Source organism: Burkholderia sp. 567 (genome assembly GCF_040545115.1).
Taxonomy (GTDB): domain Bacteria; phylum Pseudomonadota; class Gammaproteobacteria; order Burkholderiales; family Burkholderiaceae; genus Burkholderia; species Burkholderia ambifaria.
The window spans coordinates 192,475-213,617 of record NZ_JBEPLG010000003.1 but is presented as its reverse complement, the minus strand read 5'-3'; the positions used below and the strand labels follow the sequence as shown (position 1 = coordinate 213,617).

Below are 21,143 nucleotides of genomic sequence, written 5' to 3'. Positions count from 1 at the left end.
TGCGAGTTCGGTGTTTTTAACATAAGCCTTTGAAAACATTGAATTTTGCAATCTATGAAGAATGCCGCCTTCTCTAATCCCGGGGTCCGTCTCATAATTCGTCCGAACTTTGGGTGACGGATGGATTCGACGGGGTTGGACCTCCTGCATACCGAGGCCAGCATTGACGTGAACGAAAAGCCGTTCACGTGCAGCAGATGAAATAAAAGAAACGGGGTTGGTCGCGCCACGCGCGGCATTCAATTCGGAATGTCAATGACAGCAGGTTGACTCGCGAGAGTCGGCGGGGACGCGCTCGTCCATGACGGTCATTTTGTATTCCTGATGGTTTTTATCGAATGAACGGAACGGGCCGTCGACCGAGCGGCGCGCCCGGGCAGCGTATCGCGCATTGAGTTCGAAGTTGAAGTCGAAGCTGTGAATAAAAGTAAGTAGTCCAAATCCAAACGAAAGACACGAAACGGAGCAAAAAAATGCAGAGGAACCAGATTTCGGCGCTCGTCGCCGCCATGTTCGCAAGCGCAGGTGTGCTGGTCGCGGGGGCCGCACACGCGGACAACTTCGTCGATCGCGGCAACCCGGACAACGCGCTGAACGGGCAGTGCATCGACGGTACGAACCCGTTGTGTGTCGCGACGAAGAGCGGGACGTTCGTCGCGACGAGCAGCACGAACTTCACGTCTGGTACGAATGCGAAGGCCGGCTCCAGCGGCATCGCGATCGGCGACCAGTCGAACGCGGGCAGCCAGGGCGGCTCCGGCAGCGGCGGCGGCATCGCGATCGGCGTCGGCGCGCAGGCACTGGCGAACTCGGCCACGGCGATCGGCACGGTGGCCGTCGCGCAGGGCAATACGGCGCTCGCGGTGGGCCGTCAGTCCGCCGCGATCGGCGATTACTCGATGGCGCTCGGCAACGTCGCGGATGCGCATGGCACGAGTTCGATCGCACTCGGTCACTCGGCGCTGGCGAGCGGCGATCGCTCGATCGCGATCGGCGGCGCGAATCCGACGACGAGCGACGGCGTGTCGAACGGCGCATCCTACGATGCAGCGACGCAAACCCGTGCGGGCGGCACGCAATCCGTCGCGATCGGCGCCGGCGCGCAGACGAACGACAATAACCAGGTCGCGATCGGCTCGGGCAGCGTCGGTGCGAACAACGGCGGCACGCCGGTATTCGGCGGCACGGCCGCGCCGGTCGGCGGCGCCGTCTCGTTCGGTTCGCTCGGCCACGAGCGCCAGATCAAGAACGTCGCGGCGGGCGCGGCCGACACGGACGCCGTGAACGTCGAGCAGCTGAAGAACGTGAACAGCACGCTCAGCACCGGCCTCGCCAATGTCGACGCCCGCGTGACCTCCGTCGGCAATACGCTGTCGACGTCGATCGCGAACGTCGACCAGCGCGTGACCAACGTCGGCAACAGCCTCAGCACGAGCATCGTGACGGCGACGCAGAACGTCGTCAAATACACCGACGACTCGCATGCCGCGATCGCGCTAGACGGCAGCAACGGCACGACGATCGGCGGTGTCGCGGCCGGGGTCGCCGATACGGACGCGGTCAACGTCGGCCAGCTGAAGGGCAGCGTTGCACCGTTGCAGACCTCGCTGTCGACGGCCGCCGCGAACATCACGAACCTGCAGAACAACGTGACGGGCCTCAATGCATCGCTGAGCACGGCCGCGTCGAACATCGGCGGCCTGCAGGCAGCCGATGCGCGCAACGTGAAGTACGACGGCGCGAGCGGCTTCGACTCGGTCACGTTCGCCGGCCCGAACGGCACGACGCTGCACAACGTCGCGGGCGGCAAGGATGCGCACGATGCCGTGAACGTCGGGCAACTGGGCAGCGGCCTCGCGTCGCTCAGCACGAGCGTGACCAGCAGCGTGAGCACGACGATCGGCAACCTGAGCACGTCGATCACGAGCCAGATCGGCAACGCGACGAAGAACGCGGTGCAGTACGACGACGATGCGCATGGCGGCGTCACGCTCGGCGGCCAGGGCGCGCCGGCACCGGTCGGCCTGCACAACGTCGCGGACGGCGTGAGCGCGAACGACGCGGTGAACGTCGGCCAACTCGGCAAGGCGACCGATACGCTGAACCAGTCGATCGCCAACGTCGGCAACAGCGTGACGAAGCTCGGCGACCAGGTGACGACGAACACCGGTAACATCGCCGCGCTGCAGCAGGATGCGCTGCAATGGAACCCGAGCCTCGGCACGTACGATGCGAGCCACGGCGGCAACAGCCCGCAACGCATCGGCAACCTCGCGGCCGGCCAGAACGGCACCGACGCGGTCAACGTCGACCAGCTGAACGCGGCGATTCACGACGGCACGAGCCAGCTCGACGCGCTCGCCGTGAAGTACGACGATCCGAGCAAGCGTCAGGTTTCGCTCGGCGCGGGCAACGGCGGCGTTCCGGTGCGCGTGACCAACGTCGCCGAAGGAAACGTGTCGGCCGGCAGCACGGACGCCGTGAACGGCGCGCAGCTGCGCCGCGCGATCGACGGCACGGCAGCCGCGCTCGGCGGTGGTGCGACGGCGAACACCGATGGCTCGATCACGGCGCCCGCGTACAAGATCGGCGGCGATTCGTTCAACAATGTCGGCGACGCGCTGACGAACCTCGATGGCCGTGTCGGCAGCAACACGACGACGCTCGCGAATCACGAGACGCGCATCGGCAATGCCGAAACGAACATCGCCGTCAATACGACCGCAATCGCCGGGCTGCAGAAGGATGCGCTGCAGTTCGATCCGACGCTCGGTGCATACAACGCCGCCCGCGGCGGCGCGCCGACGAAGCTGACCAGCATCGCCGACGGCAATGTCGCGGCCGGCAGCACGGACGCGGTGAACGGCGGGCAGTTGTACGGCGTGAAGTCCGATCTCGAGCAGCAGATCACGCAGGTGTCGAACCAGACGGGCGAGGCCGTGAAGAACGTCGTCAAGTACGACGTCGACGGCAACGGCAACCGGCTGAACTCGGTCTCGCTGATCGGCGGCAACCCGAACGCGGCGGTCGTGCTGAAGAACGTCGCGGCCGGCACCGACGATACGGACGCGGTGAACGTGAAGCAGCTGAAGTCGGTGCAGTCGAACCTCGACCAGCTCGGCGCGCTTGCGGTGCAGTACGACGACAGCTCGAAGAGCTCGATCACGCTCGGCGGTGCCGGTGGCACGCGCATCACCAACGTGAAGGCCGGCACGCTCAGCGCGACCAGCACGGACGCGGTGAACGGCTCGCAGCTCTACGCGACGAACCAGCAGGTGTCGAAGAACACGACCGATATCGCGAACCTGCAGGACAACGTGACCAACATCGCGAACGGCAAGGCCGGGCTCGTGCAGCAGCAGGACCCGAAAGGCGCGATCACGGTCGGCAAGGACTCGGGCGGCACCAGCGTGAACTTCTCCGGCACCGCGGGCGACCGCGTGCTGACCGGTGTCGCGGCCGGCGTGAACGCCAACGACGCGGTCAACATGGCACAGTTCAACGACGCGCTGAAGACGGCGGCGGTCAACGACCAGATCCGTGCGGCCGCAACCGATGCGAACACGACGTGGATCGCGCGTGCCGATGCCGGTTCGATCGGCTCGACGGCGACGGCAACCGGCAAGAACGCGGTGGCGGTTGGCCAGGGCTCCGTTGCGGATCGAGACAATTCGTTCTCGGTCGGCGCGAAGGGCAACGAACGACAGGTCACCAACGTCGCGGCCGGCACGGCGCCGACCGACGCGGTGAACGTGCAGCAGCTGAACGACAACCTCAATGCTGCGTCGACGCAGGCGAAGGGCTACACCGACCAGCGGATCGGCCAGGTGTACAACTCGTTCAACGACCTGAAGAAGGACATGTACGGCGGCGTGGCGTCGGCGATGGCGGTGGCCGGTTTGCCGCAGCCGACGGGGGCCGGGCGCTCGATGGTGTCGGCGGCGACGTCGAACTATCACGGGCAGCAAGGCTTCGCGGCCGGCTATTCGTACGTGACGGAGAGCAATCGCTGGGTCGTCAAGGCGTCGGTGACGGGCAATGCGCGCTCCGACTTCGGCGCGGTGGTGGGCGCAGGCTATCAGTTCTGATGCGGCGCGAAGGACGTTGAACGGCGGTAGCTGGGCATGCTGACGATGCCCGACACCGCAGGCAACTTCGACGACTGAAGGGCCCCGGGCGAGCGATCGCGACCCCGGGGCCTTGTCATTTGCCGGGATCGAATGCGGGCCGGTCGAAGGCCACCGTCGGCTGCATGCCGCCGGCACCCCACGCCTGCGCGGGCCGCGCGACGTGCAGCGTGTCGAGCAACTGCCCCATCCCGGCGAACACGCGGTACGCGCTCGCCACTTCCGCGTACTGCCCGCTGATGTAGTCGATGCGCGCGCTGTAATACTCGTTCTCCGCGTTGAGCAGATCGAGCAGCGAACGTTGACCGATGCCGAACTGCAACAGGTACGCTTCGCGCGTCGACGCGCTGGAATCGACGTACTGCTTGAGCACGACCAACCGGTCGCGTGCGGTGACGTACGCGTTGTAGGCGTGCGATTCGCCTTCCGCGATCTCCAGGCGCGTGCGGTTGCGGTCTTCCTCGGCTTCCCGGATCTGCGCATGCGCTTCGCCGATATGCGCCTTGTCGGCGCCGCCCTGAAACAGGTTGTAGCGCAGCCGCAGCATCACGCGGCGGTCGTTCGTCGGACCGAGCACGCCGTCACGGTCGTGGCTCGCGCTCAGCTCCAGATCGATGCGCGGCCAGAGTGCGGCTTTCGCCGCGTCATAGTGCGCATTGGCCTGCGCGACGTCCGCCTCGGCGGCCGCGAGGGACGGGTGGTTCGCCAGCGCCGTATCCAGTGCGAATCGTTCCGTCGGCGGCAGCGTGGCTTCCGGCGCGACCGGCTTGACGAGCACGTTCGGCGGCGCACCCACCAGCCGCGCGTAGGCCACTTCGGCGTCTTTCAGGTTGCTTTGTTCTGATCGTAAGTTATCCTGCGCGAGCGCCAAGCGGCTTTCCGCCTGGTAAAGGTCGGCGCGCCGGCCGACGCCGCGGTCGCTGCGCAGCTTGATCTGATCGTGGATCCGGCGGTGGGACTCCACGTTGTCGGTGGCGGCGGCCACCGTTTCCTGGCGACGCAGGACTTCCAGATACGCGCCCACCACGCGCAGCGCCACGTCCTCCGAGGTCGACGCGACGCGATTCGCGGACGAGTCGATGCGTGCCCGTTGCCGCGCCACTTCGCTCTTGACCGCGAAACCGTCGAACAGCATTTGCGACAACGTCACGCTGGCCGTCCGGTGCGTGAACGTCGTGCGGTTCAGGCCGAGCAGACGCGTTTCGACGTCGTCGCGCTGCTCCTTGCCGATCGCCGCGTCGATATCCACGCGGGGCAGGTAGCCGGCTCGCGCCTGCTTCAGGCCTTGATCCGCCGCTTCCCTGTTGTATGTCGTGGCAAGGACTTCGGGGTTGGTCCGGATCGCCTGCTCGACCGCTTCCTGCAGGCTTTGCGCGGCGGCGGGCGCGGGGGTGCCCGCGAGCGCTGACGCGAATGCGAGCACGGCAAGCAGAGGGCAGTTCCTGTTCATCGACTGGTTCCTGTCGCCCGACGGCGGTTTGCAGCCAGCCTTGGGCACGATCAAACGTTGCGCGATGCCGGCGATCATGCGGCCGGCCATCGCAACAGATGCATCAAACACACTGCCGTGAACGACGATCCGGAGGAGCGTTTGTCCGTCGGACGTCGGTCACGGGGCATTCCGAGCGGCTCACACCTCCTGAATGTGCGGCAGCGGCGGCGGCACGTAAGTGACCACGGTGCCGCTGCCCTGATCGTGCGAGAGCTGGAAGCTGCCGCCCGCCAGATTGCCTTGAAGCGCGACCTGCGCGGTGTGGGCGCCGTCGCTCACCGTGAGCGTGCCGCCCGTTCCCGTGTCGTTGGCCGTGAAGCTCAGCGTCGTGTGATCGCCGAACAGCACGTCGGTCAGGTCGAGAGCGTCGCCGGCGCCGAAGCCGCTGACCGTGCCGGTGAAACCGGCCGAGTGGTCGAGCTTGAGCGTGCCCGCGGCGCCATCGGCGAACGTCGTGTTTTCCGCGGACGCGCCGCCGAACTCGAGCGTTGCGCCGCCGCTGATCGTCGCGCTGCCGGCGCCCGTCACGTCGCCGTGGATCGTCAGGTTGCCGTTGTTGGCCCACAGGTTGCCCGTGTTGTTCACCGCGCTTTCGATCACGAGGCCGCCGCTGCCCGTTGCCTCGAGCGTGCCGGCGTTGGCGACCGCGTGCGTGCCCGTGTCGATCACGAGCGCGTTGGCGCCGTCGGCGACGATCGTTCCTTCGTTGACGAGCGTCAGCTGGCCGGCGCCGAGCTGGCCGGCACCCGTGATCGTGTTGTCGACGTTCACGAGCGTGGCATCCGGCGTGCTGCCGAACACGACGTTGTGGGCGTCGTCGGACAGCGTCACGTGACCGCCGCCTTCCAGCGTCGCGCTCTTCGGGAGGATTTCGAAACGGGTGATGTCGCCGGTCGAGCCGAGTGCGATCGTGCCCGTGTTCTCCACGATCCCGCCGATCGGCAGCATCGCGCCGTCGCTCACCGTCATGACGCCGGCGTTCTGCACGACCGGTTCCTGGTCGAACACGAAGTTGTCGCCGGTGAGGTCGGCCGAATGCACGCCCGTTACCGTGATGGTGGCACCATCGCCCAGCGTGATCACCGCATTGCCGTTCGCGTCGTCTGCCAGATGCGCCTGGACGTCGCTGAAGCTTGCGATGCCCGTGAAGCCCACGAGATCGATCTTGTCGGCGGCGAGGTCGAACGTGTGCAGCGTGTCGGCGCCGATCGGCTGCGAGAACACGAACAGGTCGTTGCCGGCCGATCCCGTCAGTTGGTCGTCGCCCGACCATGCGAAGATCGGCGCGTTGGCTGCGTACGCTTCGACGTTGTCCGCGATCGTGGCGGCGGCGTGGGTGCCGTCCGCGGCCGTCCAGGTTTCGGTCACCGTGAGCACGGTCGCGCCGGTGAAGGACGCGGCCGGCGTGATGGTGAGCGCGCCGAGGTCGTTCGTCGGCACGAGCCAGGTGCCGTTGCCGAGGTCGGTGCCGGCGTTCAGCGTCCAGCCGGACGGGATGCCGGCGATCGTCACTGCGAGGTCGGCCGCGTGGCCGGACGGATCGGCGAGTGCGAGGTTGATCTCGGATCCGGCGACGCCGGCGGGTGCTGTCTGCGTCAACGAGCGCGAGTTGCCCGCGGTGTCCCACTCGGTGACGGTGAGGGAGTCCTTGTTGAGATTCAGGCTCTGTTGCGTGGTGTAGGTCCAGGTTCCGGCGGTTTGCTGCGTCGCGGTGTAATCGGCGTTGGTCGTGTTGTCGTGGATCAGGACTTTCCAGACATTGGACGTGTCGGTATTGGCCGTCACGGTGTGGCTGCTTTGATTGTATTGCCATGACAGCGTCGACGGCGCGGTGGTGTCGAGCGTGAAGCTCAAGCTCGTGGCGTTCGAGATATTGCCCGCGATGTCGATCTGACGGACTTGCAGGTTGTTCACGCCTTCGGTCGCGCTGAAGGTCGTGTTCCAGTGCGCGCCGTTGTCGATGCTGTATTGCACGGTTGCGCCGGTTTCGATGCCGGAGAGGTTCAGCGTGCCGACGTTGGTGACGTGGTCGGTGGTGCTGCTGCCGGAGTCGGTCGTGAGCGCGACGCCGGGTGCTGCGGCCGACGTATCGAGCGTGAAGCTCAGCGATGTCGCTGACGATGTGTTGCCGGCTACGTCGATCTGGCGGACTTGGACGTTGTTCAGCCCTTCAACTGCGCTGAAGCTCGTGTTCCAATGTGCGCCGTTGTCGATGCTGTACTGAATGGTGGCGCCGGTCTCGATGCCCGAGAGGTTCAGCGTGCCGACGTTGGTGATGTGGTCGGTGGCGCTGGTGCCGGAATCGGTGGTCAATGCAACGCCGGGTGCCGCGGCTGAGGTATCGAGCGTGAAGCTGAACGACGTGGCCGACGACGTGTTGCCTGCGATGTCGATTTCGCGGACCTGCACGTTGTTCACGCCCTGGACGGCGCTGAAGCTCGTGTTCCAGTGCGCGCCGTTGTCGACGCTGTATTGAACGGTGGCGCCGGTTTCGATGCCGGAGAGGTTCAGCGTGCCGACGTTGGTGATGTGGTCGGTGGCGCTGGTGCCGGAATCGGTGGTCAGCGCAACGCCGGGCGCGGCGGCTGACGTATCGAGTGTGAAGCTCAGCGATGTGGCTGACGATGTGTTGCCCGCGACATCGATCTGTCGAACCTGCACGTTGTTCAGGTCTTCGAGGGCACCGAAACTCGTACTCCAATGCGCGCCGTTATCGACGCTGTACTGAACTGTGGCGCCGGTCTCGATGCCTGAGAGGTTCAGCGTGCCGACGTTGGTGATGTGATCGGTGGCGCTGCTGCCGGAGTCGGCGGTCAGCGCGACACCGGGCGCAGCGACCGAGGTATCGAGCGTGAAGCTGAATGACGTGGCCGAGGACGTGTTGCCCGCGATGTCGATCTCGCGAACCTGCACGTTATTCACGCCTTGGACGGCACTGAAGCTCGTGTTCCAATGCGCGCCGTTGTCGATGCTGTACTGAATGGTGGCGCCGGCTTCGGTGCCAGTGACGTTCAGCGTACCGACGTTGGTGATGTGGTCGGTGGCGCTGGTGCCGGAATCGGTGGTCAGCGCAACACCCGGCGCGGCAGCCGACGTATCGAGCGTGAAGCTGAACGACGTGGCCGACGACGTATTGCCCGCGACATCGATCTGTCGAACCTGTACGTTGTTCAACCCTTCGACAGCGCTGAAACTCGTGTTCCAGTGCGCCCCGTTGTCGATGCTGTACTGAACGATGGCGCCGGTTTCGGTGCCAGTGACGTTCAATGTACCGACATTGGAGATGTGGTCCGTGGCGCCGCTACCGGAATCACTCGTGAGCGCGACACCGGGCGCAGCAGCCGAGGTGTCGAGCGTGAAGCTGAGCGATGTGGGAGCCGATGTATTGCCTGCGATATCGTTCTGCCGAACCTGTACGTCATTCACACCTTCGACGGCGTTGAAGCTGGTGTTCCAGGTGTGGCCACCATCCGTCGAGTATTCGATCGTGGCGCCGGTTTCGACACCGGTGAGATTCAGCGTGCCGACGTTGGTGATGTGGTCGCTGACATTGCTGCCGGAATCGGTGGTCAGCGCGACACCCGGCGCAGCGGCCGAGGTGTCGAGCGTGAAGCTGAACGACGTGGCCGACGACGTATTGCCAGCGACATCGGTTTGCCGAATCTGGACATTGTTCAGCCCTTCGACGGCGCTGAAACTCGTGTTCCAATGCGCGCCGTTGTCGACGCTGTACTGCACGGTGGCGCCGGTTTCGATGCCTGAGAGGTTCAGCGTGCCGACGTTGGTGACGTGATCGGTCGAGCTACTGCCGGAATCCGCGGTCAGGGCGACACCGGGCTCGGCAGCCGAGGTATCGAGCGTGAAGCTGAACGAGCTCGGGTCCGACGTATTGCCTGCGACATCGGTTTGCCGAATTTGTACATTGTTCACGCCTTCGACGGCATTGAAACTGGTGTTCCAGGTATGACCGCCATCGATCGAGTATTCGACAACGGCGCCAGTCTCCACCCCGGACACGTTGAGTGTACCGACGTTGGTGATGTGATCGGTAGCGTTGCTGCCGGAGTCGGCGGTCAGTGCAACACCCGGTGCAGCGGCTGACGTATCGAGCGTGAAGTTGAACGAAGTCGGGGCGGACGTGTTGCCCGCGACATCGGTCTGCCGCACCTGGACGTCATTCACGCCTTCGACGGCATTGAAACTGGTGTTCCAGGTATGGCCACCATCGATCGAGTATTCGACGCTGGCACCCGTTTCAACAGCGGTCAGATTCAACGTGCCGACGTTGGTGATGTGATCGGTCGAGCTGCTACCGGAATCGCTCGTGAGTGCGATACCGGGCGCGGCGGCTGACGTATCGAGCGTGAAGCCGAAAGACGTCGAATCAGACGTGTTGCCCGCGACATCGGTTTGCCGGACCTGTACGTCATTCACACCTTCGACGGCGTTGAAGCTGGTGTTCCAGGTGTGGCCACCATCCGTCGAGTATTCGATCGTGGCGCCGGTTTCGACACCGGTGAGATTCAGCGTGCCGACGTTGGTGACGTGGTCGGTGACATTGCTGCCGGAATCGGTGGTCAGGGCAACACCCGGCGCAGCGGCCGAGGTGTCGAGCGTGAAGCTGAGCGATGTAGCTGACGACGTGTTGCCCGCGACATCGATTTGCCGGACCTGTACATCGTTCACGCCTTCGACGGCGTTGAAGCTGGTGTTCCAGGTATGGCCACCATCCGTCGAATATTCGACCGTGGCGCCAGTTTCAACATCGGTGAGATTCAGCGTGCCGACATTGGTGGTGTGATCGGTAGAGCTGCTACCGGAATCGCTCGTGAGTGCGACAACGGGCGCGGCGGCTGACGTATCGAGCGTGAAGCTGAACGACGTGGCCGACGACGTATTGCCAGCGACATCAGTCTGCCGAATTTGTACATCGTTCAAGCCTTCGACGGCATTGAAACTGGTGTTCCAAGTATGGCCGCCATCGGTCGAGTATTCGACAACTGCGCCAGTTTCCACATCAGACACGTTGAGTGTACCGACGTTGGTGATGTGGTCGGCGGCGCTGCTACCGGAATCCCTCGTGAGTGCGACACCGGGCGCAGCAGCTGAGGTATCGAGCGTGAAGCTGAATGAAGTCGGGTCTGATGTATTGCCAGCGATATCGGTTTGCCGAACCTGTACGTCGTTCACGCCCTCGATGGCGTTGAAGTTGGTGATCCAGGTGTGGCCACCATCCGTCGAGTATTCAACGGTGGCGCCGGTTTCGACACCGGAGAGATTCAACGTGCCGACATTGGTGATGTGATCGGTCGAACCACTGCCGGAATCGGTGGTCAGGGCGACGCCGGGCGCGGCGGCCGACGTATCGAGTGTGAAGCTGAACGCCGTCGGGTCCGACGTATTGCCCGCGACATCGGTTTGCCGAACCTGCACGCCGTTCACGCCTTCGACGGCATTGAAACTGGTGCTCCAGGTATGACCGCCATCGATCGAGTATTCGACAACTGCGCCAGTCTCCACACCAGACAGGCTAAGTGTGCCGACGTTGGTGATGTGGTCGGTGGCGTTGCTGCCGGAGTCGGCGGTCAGTGCAACACCTGGTGCAGCGGCTGAGGTATCGAGCGTGAAGTTGAGCGAGGTCGGGTCCGACGTGTTGCCTGCGACATCGGTTTGACGGACCTGGACCTCATTCACGCCTTCGACGGCATTGAAACTGGTGTTCCAGGTATGACCGCCATCGATCGAGTATTCGACAACTGCGCCAGTCTCCACACCAGACAGGCTAAGTGTGCCGACGTTGGTGATGTGGTCGGTAGCGTTGCTGCCGGAGTCGGCGGTCAGTGCAACACCTGGTGCAGCGGCCGAGGTATCGAGCGTGAAGCTGAGCGAAGTCGGGTCCGACGTATTACCTGCGACATCGGTTTGCCGAACCTGGACGTCATTCACGCCTTCGACCGCGTTGAAGCTGGTGTTCCAGGTATGACCGCCATTGGTCGAGTATTCGACGGTGCCGCCAGTTTCAACGCCCGTAAGATTCAACGTACCGACGTTGGTGATGTGATCGGTTGAGCTAGTGCCGGAATCGGCGGTCAATGCGACGCCGGGCCCGGCGGCTGAGGTATCAAGTGTGAAGCTGAACGCCGTCGGATCCGACGTATTGCCAGCGATATCGGTCTGCCGGACCTGTACATCGTTCACGCCTTCGACGGCATTGAAGCTGGTGTTCCAGGTGTGACCGCCGTCGGTCGAGTATTCGACGATGGCGCTCGTTTCAATGCCGGTAAGATTCAGCGTGCCGACATTGGTGGTGTGATCGGTAGCGCTGCTCCCGGAATCGCTCGTGAGCGCGACACCGGGCGCGGCGGCCGAGGTATCCAGCGTAAAGCTGAACGAAGTCGGATCTGATGTATTGCCAGCGATATCTGTCTGCCGAACCTGGACGTCGTTCACCCCTTCGACGGCATTGAAATTGGTGTTCCAGGTGTGTCCACCATCGGTCGAGTATTCGACGGTGGCGCCCGTTTCGACACCGTTGAGATTCAACGTACCGACATTGGTAATGTGGTCGGTGGCACTGCTACCGGAATCGCTCGATAGTGTGACACCGGGCGCAGCAGCTGAGGTATCAAGCGCGAAGCTGAACGCCGTCGGATCGGATGTATTTCCTGCGACGTCGGTTTGCCGAACCTGTACGTCATTCATGCCTTCGACCGCGTTGAAATTGGTGTTCCAGGTATGACCGCCATCGGTCGAGTATTCGACGGTGGCGCCGGTTTCAACACCGGTGAGATTCAACGTGCCGGCATTGGTGATGTGGTCGGTGACATTGCTGCCGGAATCGGTGGTCAATGAAACGCCGGGCGCGGCGGCCGACGTATCAAGTGTGAAGCTGAACGCCGTCGGGTCCGACGTATTGCCTGCGATATCGGTTTGACGGACCTGGACGTCATTCACGCCTTCGATGGCATTGAAACTGGTGTTCCAGGTATGACCGCCATCGATCGAGTATTCGACGGTGGCGCCCGTTTCGACACCGGTGAGGTTCAACGTACCGACATTGGTAATGTGATCGGTGGCACTGCTGCCGGAATCGGTAGTCAGTGCGACACCGAGCGCAGTGGCTGAGGTGTCGAGCGTGAAGCTGAACGAGGTTGGAGCGGACGTGTTGCCTGCGACATCGGTTTGCCGGACCTGCACGTCGTTCACGCCTTCGACGGCATTGAAACTGGTGTTCCAGGTATGGCCGCCGTCGATCGAGTATTCGACAACTGCGCCAGTCTCCACACCAGACACGTTGAGTGTGCCGACCTTGGTGATGTGATCAGTGGCGTTGCTGCCGGAATCGGCGGTCAACGCAATACCCGGTGCAGCGGCCGAGGTATCGAGTGTGAAGTGGAACGTCGTCGAATCCGACGTGTTGCCTGCGATATCGGTCTGCCGCACCTGTACGTCATTCACGCCTTCGACGGCATTGAAGCTGGTGTTCCAGGTGTGGCCACCATCCGTCGAGTATTCGACGGTGGCGCCCGTTTCGACGCCGGTGAGATTCAGCGTACCGACATTGGTGATGTGATCGGTGGCGCTGCTGCCGGAGTCGGTGGTCAGTGCGACACCGGGCGCAGTGGCTGACGTATCGAACGTGAAGCTGAACGACGTGGCCGACGACGTATTGCCAGCGACATCAGTTTGCCGAACCTGTACGTCGTTCACGCCTTCAACGGCATTGAAGCTGGTGCTCCAGGTATGGCCGCCATCGATTGAGTATTCGACGCTGGCACCCGTTTCAACAGCGGTCAGATTCAACGTGCCGACGTTGGTGATGTGGTCGGTCGAGCTAGTACCGGAATCGGCGGTTAGTGCGACACCGGGCGCAGCGGCTGAGGTATCGAGTGTGAAGCTGAACGAAGTCGGAGCCGATGTATTGCCCGCGACATCGGTTTGCCGAACCTGGACGTCATTCACGCCTTCGATGGCATTGAAACTGGTGTTCCAAGTATGGCCGCCATCGATCGAGTATTCGACAACTGCCCCAGTCTCCACACCAGACACGTTGAGTGTACCGACGTTGGTGATGTGATCGGTGGCACTGCTGCCGGAATCGGTAGTCAATGCAACACGGGGTGCAGCAGCCGACGTATCGAGCGTGAAGTTGAAAGACGTCGGGTCTGACGTGTTGCCAGCGATATCGGTTTGCCGGACCTGCACGTCATTCACGCCTTCGACGGCATTGAAATTGGTGCTCCAGGTATGGCCGCCATCCGTCGAGTATTCGACCGTGGCGCCCGTTTCGACCCCGGTGAGATTCAACGTACCGACATTGGTGATGTGATCGATCGAGCCACTGCCGGAATCGGTAGTCAGGGCGACACCGGGCGCTGCGGCTGACGTATCGAGCGTGAAGCTGAACGAGGTCGGGGCGGACGTGTTGCCTGCGACATCGGTCTGCCGGACCTGCACGTCGTTCACGCCTTCGACAGCGCTGAAGCTGGTGTTCCAGGTATGGCCGCCATCCGTCGAGTATTCGATCGTGGCGCCGGTTTCGACACCGGTGAGATTCAACGTACCGACATTGGTGATGTGATCGGTGGTGTTGCTACCGGAGTCGGTGGTCAGTGCGACGCCCGGCGCGGCGGCCGAGGTGTCGAGTGTGAAGCTAAACGAAGTCGGATCCGTTGTATTGCCAGCGACATCGGTTTGCCGAACCTGTACGTCATTCACGCCTTCGATGGCATTGAAACTAGTGTTCCAGGTACGACCGCCATCGATTGAGTATTCGACGGTGGCGCCCGTTTCGACACCGGTGAGATTCAGCGTGCCGACGTTGGTGACGTGGTCGGTCGTGTTGCTACCGGAATCGCTCGTGAGTGCGACACCGGGCGCGGCGGCCGAGGTGTCGAGCGTGAAGCTGAACGAGGTCGGGGCAGACGTATTGCCTGCGACATCGGTCTGCCGAACCTGTACGTCGTTCACGCCTTCGACGGCGTTGAAACTGGTGTTCCAGGTATGGCCACCATCCGTCGAGTATTCGACAGCCGCGCCCGTTTCGATACCGGTGAGATTCAATGTGCCGACATTGGTGATGCGGTCCGTGGCGCTGCTACCGGAATCATTCGTGAGCGCGACACCGGGCGCAGCAGCCGAGGTGTCGAGCGTGAAGCTGAGCGATGTGGGAGCCGACGTATTGCCTGCGATATCGGTCTGCCGTACCTGTACGTCATTCACACCTTCGACGGCGTTGAAGCTGGTGCTCCAGGTGTGGCCGCCATCGATCGAGTATTCGACAGTCGCGCCGGTTTCGACACCAGTGAGATTCAACGTGCCAACGTTGGTGACGTGGTCGGTCGAGCTGCTACCGGAATCGCTCGTGAGCGCAACACCCGGCGCAGCAGCCGACGTATCGAGCGTGAAGCTGAGCGATGTAGCTGACGACGTGTTGCCCGCGACATCGATCTGCCGGACCTGCACATTGTTCAGCCCTTCGACGGCGCTGAAACTCGTGTTCCAGGTGTGGCCGCCGTCGATCGAGTATTCGACAACTGCACCGGTCTCCACTCCAGATACGTTGAGTGTACCGACGTTGGTGATGTGGTCGGTGGCGTTGCTGCCGGAGTCGGCGGTCAGTGCAACGCCGGGCGCAGCGGCAGAGGTATCAAGTGTGAAGCTGAATGCTGTCGGATCCGACGTATTGCCCGCGACATCGGTTTGCCGGACCTGGACGTTGTTCACGCCTTCAACCGCATTGAAACTGGTGCTCCAGGTGTGGCCGCCATCGATCGAGTATTCGACAGTCGCGCCGGTTTCGACACCAGTGAGATTCAACGTGCCAACGTTGGTGACGTGATCGGTCGAGCTGCCACCGGAATCGCTCGTGAGCGCAACACCCGGCGCAGCGGCTGACGTATCGAACGTGAAGCTGAACGACGTGGCCGACGACGTATTACCCGCAACATCGACCTGCCGAACCTGCACGTTGTTCAACCCCTCGACGGCGCTGAAGCTCGTGTTCCAATGGCCACCGTGATCGACGCTGTATTGAACTGTGGCGCCGGTTTCGATGCCAGTGACGTTCAGCGTGCCGACGTTGGTGACGTGGTCGGTCGAGCTGCCACCGGAATCACTCGTAAGCGCAACACCCGGCGCAGCTGCCGCCGTATCCAGCGTGAAACTGAACGAGGTCGGAGCCGACGCATTACCCGCAACATCGACCTGCCGAACCTGCACATTGTTCAGCCCTTCGACGGCACTGAAGCTCGTGTTCCAATGCCCGCCGTTATCAACGCTGTACTGAACGGTGGCCCCCGGCTCGATACCCGAGAGATTCAACGTCCCGACATTGGTAACGTGATCTGCAGCATTGCCACCGGAGTCGGCAGTCAACGCAACGCCGGGCGCCCCAGCCGCCGTATCCAGCGTGAAACTGAACGAGGTCGGAGCCGACGCATTTCCCGCAACATCGACCTGCCGAACCTGCACATTATTGACGCCTTCAACGGCACTGAAGGTCGTACTCCAATGCGCGCCGTTATCAACGCTGTACTGCACGGTAGCACCCGTGTCGACCCCGGTGACATTGAGCGCCCCGACATTCGTAACATGATCCGTCGCACTACTACCCGAATCGACCGCCAACGCCACCCCAGGCGCCGTCCCACCAGCCGTATCCAGCGTGAACGTGCACGAAGAGGCGGCCGACGCATTGCCGGTCACGTCGATCTGCCGCACCATCACGGTATTCGTTCCTTCGACGGCGCAGAAGCTCGTGTTCCAGTGCGCGCCGTTGTCGGTGCTGTACTGAACGGTCGCGCCGTGCGCCACCGCGCCGACCGACAACGTACAGTCCGACGTGAGGTGGTCGGTCGCCGACATCCCCGTGTCGTGCGCCAGCACGACGACAGGCGCGGGCGGTGCAATGTCGACATAGGCGGTCGCCCAGCTCAGCGTACCGTTGCCGAGCCGGATCGCGTACGTGAAGCTGTCCTGCGCGTAGCCGAGCGTATTGAAGCTGTTCGACAACCACGACGCGTCGAGATGGCTCGCGTCATACCCGACCTTGCCGTCCGACGTGATCCAGATGTGCGCGCCGTGCGCGCTGAAATCAGTGCTCACCGATTCGGCCCGGACCGTATCCTGCGTCAGCAACGCCGCCTGTTCGAGCGAGACGGTCGTTTCGGTGCCGGAGTCGAGCGAATAGAGCGTCTTGGCCGCGCCGCCGAGATCGTTCGCCATCACGTTCAGGTAGACGGTGGTGAGCGAGTTGTCTGTGAGCCCCGTCTGCGCCGACGTAAATACGTCGTTCGTTGCCTGCGGCGTATTGCTGATGGAAACCGCGGTCCCGCTTGAAGTCGTCGCCATGTCGTGCTCCCCGTCCTGTCATGTTTTGATGCGGGCGCTGCGCCGCCCGATGCGGCGCATGCCCGACGAACTGCAAACCGCTTTTCGTGTCAACGCTCGCGCAACGCCATTTCCTTGGTCTTGATGACGGGCTTGAGCAGGTAATGCAATACGGTACGGCGCCCGGTGCGGATGTCGACGGTCGCGATCATCCCCGGCACGATCGCGACCGGCTGGCTCCGGCCGCTCGGCTTGCTTTGCCGGGTGCGCACCAGTACGCGGTAATAGCTGTCCGGTTTCTCGCCGGGACGGTCCGGCACGATCGTGTCGGCGCTGATGTCTTCGACGACGGCGGGAAAGCCGCCATAGATCGAGAAATCGTACGCGGACAGCTTGACCGTCGCGTCCTGCCCCGGATGCAGGAACGCGATGTCCGCCGGCCGCACGCGTGCCTCGATCAACAGCGTGTCGTCGAGCGGCACGATTTCCAGCAGGTCCATCCCCGGCTGGATCACGCCGCCCACGGTGTTGATCTTGATCTGCTTGATCATCCCTTTCAGCGGCGCGCGCACGAGCGTGCGCGTGACGCGATCCTCGAGCGCGACGTTGGCCGCACTCAGCGCCGACTGATCGGCGCGCGCGAGATTCAGTTCCTTCATCGCGTCGGCACGAAAATGCGCGGTCGTTTCGTCGATTTTCTGGCGCGCCTCGCGATAGGCGGCTTCCAGCCGCGGCATCGCGAGCCGCGTCGCATCGAGGTCGCCCTTCATGTCGGTCGCCTGCCGCTCGAGCCGCAGCACCTCGACGTCCGATACCGCGCCTTTCTCCACGAGCGGGCTAGTCAACGCCAGTTCCTTCGCGACGAGCGCGTAGCTGTGTTGCAACTGCCCCTCGCGCGAGCGCTTTTCCGCGAGCTCCTGCCGGTGCTGTTCAGCCTGTTGCCTGAGCACGTCGAGATTGGCCTGCAATTCGCGCTGACGCGACTCGAACAGCGAGCGTTCCTCATCCAGCAGGCCCGGATTCGCGCGCGCCAGGGCGGCCGGCACGACGAACGCGGCGCCGTTCGCTTCGGCGCTCAGCCGCGCGATGCGGGCGAGGAGGGCGGCATCCTTCGCCTGTCCTTCCTTGTACGACGACGTGAACCGCGTATCGTCGATGCGCATCAGCGGCTGGCCTTTCTGGACGACCTGGCCGACGCGCACCATGATCTCGGAGACGATCCCGCCCTCCAGGTTCTGCACCACCTGCACGCGGCTGGACGGAATCACCTTGCCTTCCCCGACGGTGACTTCGTCGACTTCGGCGAACGCGGCCCACAGGAGGGCGATGACGATGAATGCGAGCGTCGCCCACAGGATCCAGTGGGTGAAGTAGCGCGGCCCCTCCATCGCGGCCGCGCAGCGTTCGCGCATGAACGCGGTATCGTCGGCGCGCGGCTTCAGCGCGGCGCCGATGCGCGCGCGCAGCGCGTTGAGCACGGCGATGCGTTGCGTCGTCGGCGAGTCGGCGCCGTCGGGTTCAGCCAGCAGCGACATGGAGCTTTCTCCCTGCAAGAGCCGCGAGGACCTGGTCCTTCGGGCCGTCAGCGACGACGCGGCCCTGATCCATCACGATCAGGCGATCGACGAGCGAGAGCAGCGACGGACGGTGCGTGACCAGCAGCAGCGTGCGGCCGGCGAGCTGGGCCGACAGACGGGCCTTGAACAGCTCTTCGGAGCGGTTGTCCATCGCGCTGCTCGGCTCGTCGAGCAGCAGCACCGGCGGCGACAGCAGCATCGCGCGGGCGATGGCGATGGCCTGGCGCTGCCCGCCGGACAATGCTTCGCCGCGTTCGCCCACCGCGAGGTCGAAGCCGTTCGGCACCCGGTTGACGAAGTCCGCGACGCCGGACACCTGCGCGGCGCGCAACACGGCGTCGTCGTCCGCGCCCGGCGCGCCCAGCACGATGTTGTCGCGCACGGTGCCGTTGAACAGCATCACGTCCTGCGGCACGTGACCGATCCCGCGCCGCAGTGCGGCAGGATCGTATTGACGCAGTTCGACGCCGTCGATCAGCACGTTGCCGGACGAAGGCGGGTAGAGACCGAGGACGAGTTTTTCGATGGTGGTCTTGCCCGAGCCGACGCGCCCGATGATCCCGACGCGCTCGCCCGCGGCGATGCGGAACGACACGCCTTCGAGCGAGACGCCGCTCTGGCCGGGGTACGCGAAGCTGACGTCGCGGAATTCGATCTCGCCGGCGAGTGCGGGCCGATGGACGAAGCGCTGCTCGGCCGGACGCTCGCCGGGCAGGTTCATCACGCCGTCGATCGACGCGAGCGCGCTGCGCGACTGGTGGTAGCGCGTCAGCAGCGACGCGACCTGGCCCATCGGCGCGAGCGCGCGGCCGGTGAAGATCGTGCAGGCGATCAGTCCGCCGGTCGTGAGCCGGTCGTCGCCGATCATGTACACGCCGCACAGGACCACCGCGAGATAGGCCGCCTGCTGCGCGAACATCGCGAAATTGACCGCGCAACCCGACAGCAGGCGCGACTTGAGCCCGAGCCGTGCGATCTCGCCGAGCATCTGCTCCCAGCGCGCCTGCATCGGTCCTTCCGCGCCGTTGACCTTGATCGTCTCGAGGCCGACCAGCGTTTCGATCAGCAGGGCCTGGCGCTGGCTCGCGTGACGCTGGCTGGCTTGCACGGCCCGCGCGAGCGGCCCCTGCACGGCCACGCCCGCGCCGATCACGAGCGGCAAGGCCAGCAGCGGCAGCCAGCCGAGCCCGCCGCCGACCCAGAACATCGCCACGACGAACACGATCGAAAACGGCAGGTCGATCAGCGCCGCCGCGGTCGCCGACGTGAGGAATTCGCGCACGGCTTCGAATTCCTGGATCTGCGAAGCGAATCCGCCGACGGACGGCGGCCGCGCCGCCATCCGGATGCCGAGTACTTTCTCGTAGAGGTTTGCCGACAGGATCACGTCGATCTTCTTGCCGGCCACGTCGATGAAATAGCCGCGCAACGTGCGCATCACGACGTCGAACACGATCACGAGCGCGATGCCGGCCGCCAGCGCCCACAGCGTCTCGAGCGCGCGGTTCGGCACGACGCGGTCGTAGACGTTCATCGTGAACAGCGGCATCGCCAGCGCGAAAAGATTGACCAGCGTCGACGCGAGCATCACTTCCGCATAGATCGGCCACGATTGCGCGACCACGCCCCAGAACCAGTGGCGCGGGCGCGGCACGACGCTTTCCGTATCGCGTGCATCGAACCGGTGGGCCGGGCGCGCGAACAGCACGTGGCCCGCATGGCGTTGCGCGAGTTCGGCCGCGTCGACGGCTTCCTCGCCGATGCCGGTTTCAGGAAGGATCACCTGCAGGGTGCCGCACGCGTTGCGGCGAACCAGCACGCAGGCCTGGCCGTCGTTGAGCAGCAGCACCGCGGGCAGGACCGCATCCGGGATGTCGGGCAGCGCGCGCCGGGCCAGTTTGGCCGACAGGCCGGCGCGCGCCGCGGCCCGCACGAACAGGGCCGGCGTGAGGCGCCGGCCGGCGAGCGGCAGGCCGGCCACGAGCGTGTCGACGCCCACCGGCCGGTCGAACAGCCGCGTCAGCACGAGCAGGCAGCCCAGCAGCGGATCGTCTTCGATACCCGATCCGTGCGGCAGATTCCAGCCGTGCGTGGCGCACGGCTCCCCGGCCGCGGCAGCGGCTTGCGTAGCGGCGGCCTGCATTACAGCACGCCGCCGGCCTGGTGACGGTCCGACCGGTGCGGCAGCCTGCCGCGCGCGCAGATCGCCGCCGTCAAGCGCTCCGTCTTGTTCATGCCTCACCCCGATTGTTTATGTGCTGTTGGTCGCTTGTGCGACTGCTTGTGACTGCCTTGTGTTTGCTTCTGTTTGCGTAGGAGCAACAGCAAGGAGCGGGCCAGATGCGGCGACTGCCGCGCGGGGTGGGGTTTAGGCAGGCATGCGCCGGCCGACGGTCGTATGCGAATGCGGGTTTGGTTTCAGGTCTGATACGTTGCGGCTGCGCGGGCGCCGGGCGATTTCGTGCCTATCCAGCGGCAATGGCGCACTGGAGAAGGCGCGCACGCTACTGCTGATGCGGAATCGCGGTCGGCACGGGGCCGGATCGGGTATCGAAAATGTTTCAGGCGTGAAACGTTGCGGTTCTGGGGGCGTATCGGTGGTGTACATATGCGTCG

Annotated in this window: 5 protein-coding genes; 1 reads left to right on the top strand and 4 read right to left on the bottom strand. The window is 64.1% G+C overall.

Annotation, left to right across the window (positions count from 1 at the left end; translation table 11 throughout):
- The first annotated feature begins 473 nt into the window (after positions 1–473).
- On the top strand, positions 474–4,088 hold the full coding sequence (locus ABIC50_RS11465) for a YadA-like family protein (RefSeq protein ID WP_354163887.1): 3,615 nt from the start codon (positions 474–476) through the stop codon (positions 4,086–4,088).
- Positions 4,089–4,203: 115 nt separating this feature from the next.
- Here ABIC50_RS11465 and ABIC50_RS11460 read toward each other — a convergent pair whose 3' ends face one another.
- The 4 genes from ABIC50_RS11460 to ABIC50_RS11445 form a co-directional block, all read right to left on the bottom strand.
- Positions 4,204–5,577 (bottom strand): TolC family outer membrane protein, encoded by a 1,374-nt coding sequence (locus ABIC50_RS11460; RefSeq protein WP_354163885.1) that lies wholly within the window; start codon positions 5,575–5,577, stop codon positions 4,204–4,206.
- 180 nt (positions 5,578–5,757) lie between these two features.
- Positions 5,758–16,971, bottom strand: a complete 11,214-nt coding sequence (locus tag ABIC50_RS11455) for an Ig-like domain-containing protein (RefSeq protein ID WP_354163883.1) — start codon at positions 16,969–16,971, stop codon at positions 5,758–5,760.
- A gap of 89 nt (positions 16,972–17,060) precedes the next feature.
- Positions 17,061–18,485, bottom strand: coding sequence for an HlyD family type I secretion periplasmic adaptor subunit (locus ABIC50_RS11450; protein WP_354163881.1), 1,425 nt, complete (start codon positions 18,483–18,485; stop codon positions 17,061–17,063).
- Positions 18,469–20,670, bottom strand: a complete 2,202-nt coding sequence (locus ABIC50_RS11445; RefSeq protein WP_354163879.1) for a type I secretion system permease/ATPase — start codon at positions 20,668–20,670, stop codon at positions 18,469–18,471. Before ABIC50_RS11445 ends, ABIC50_RS11450 begins: the two co-directional genes overlap by 17 nt.
- Between the last annotated feature and the right edge of the window lie 473 nt (positions 20,671–21,143).

What these genes read in the sequence shown, in the direction of transcription:
- ABIC50_RS11460 (WP_354163885.1), bottom strand. Translation starts at nt 5,577, where the DNA reads ATGAACAGGAACTGCCCTCTGCTTGCCGTGCTCGCATTCGCGTCAGCG.
- ABIC50_RS11455 (WP_354163883.1), bottom strand. Translation starts at nt 16,971, where the DNA reads ATGGCGACGACTTCAAGCGGGACCGCGGTTTCCATCAGCAATACGCCG.
- ABIC50_RS11445 (WP_354163879.1), bottom strand. Translation starts at nt 20,670, where the DNA reads ATGCAGGCCGCCGCTACGCAAGCCGCTGCCGCGGCCGGGGAGCCGTGC.
- ABIC50_RS11450 (WP_354163881.1), bottom strand. Translation starts at nt 18,485, where the DNA reads ATGTCGCTGCTGGCTGAACCCGACGGCGCCGACTCGCCGACGACGCAA.
- ABIC50_RS11465 (WP_354163887.1), top strand. Translation starts at nt 474, where the DNA reads ATGCAGAGGAACCAGATTTCGGCGCTCGTCGCCGCCATGTTCGCAAGC.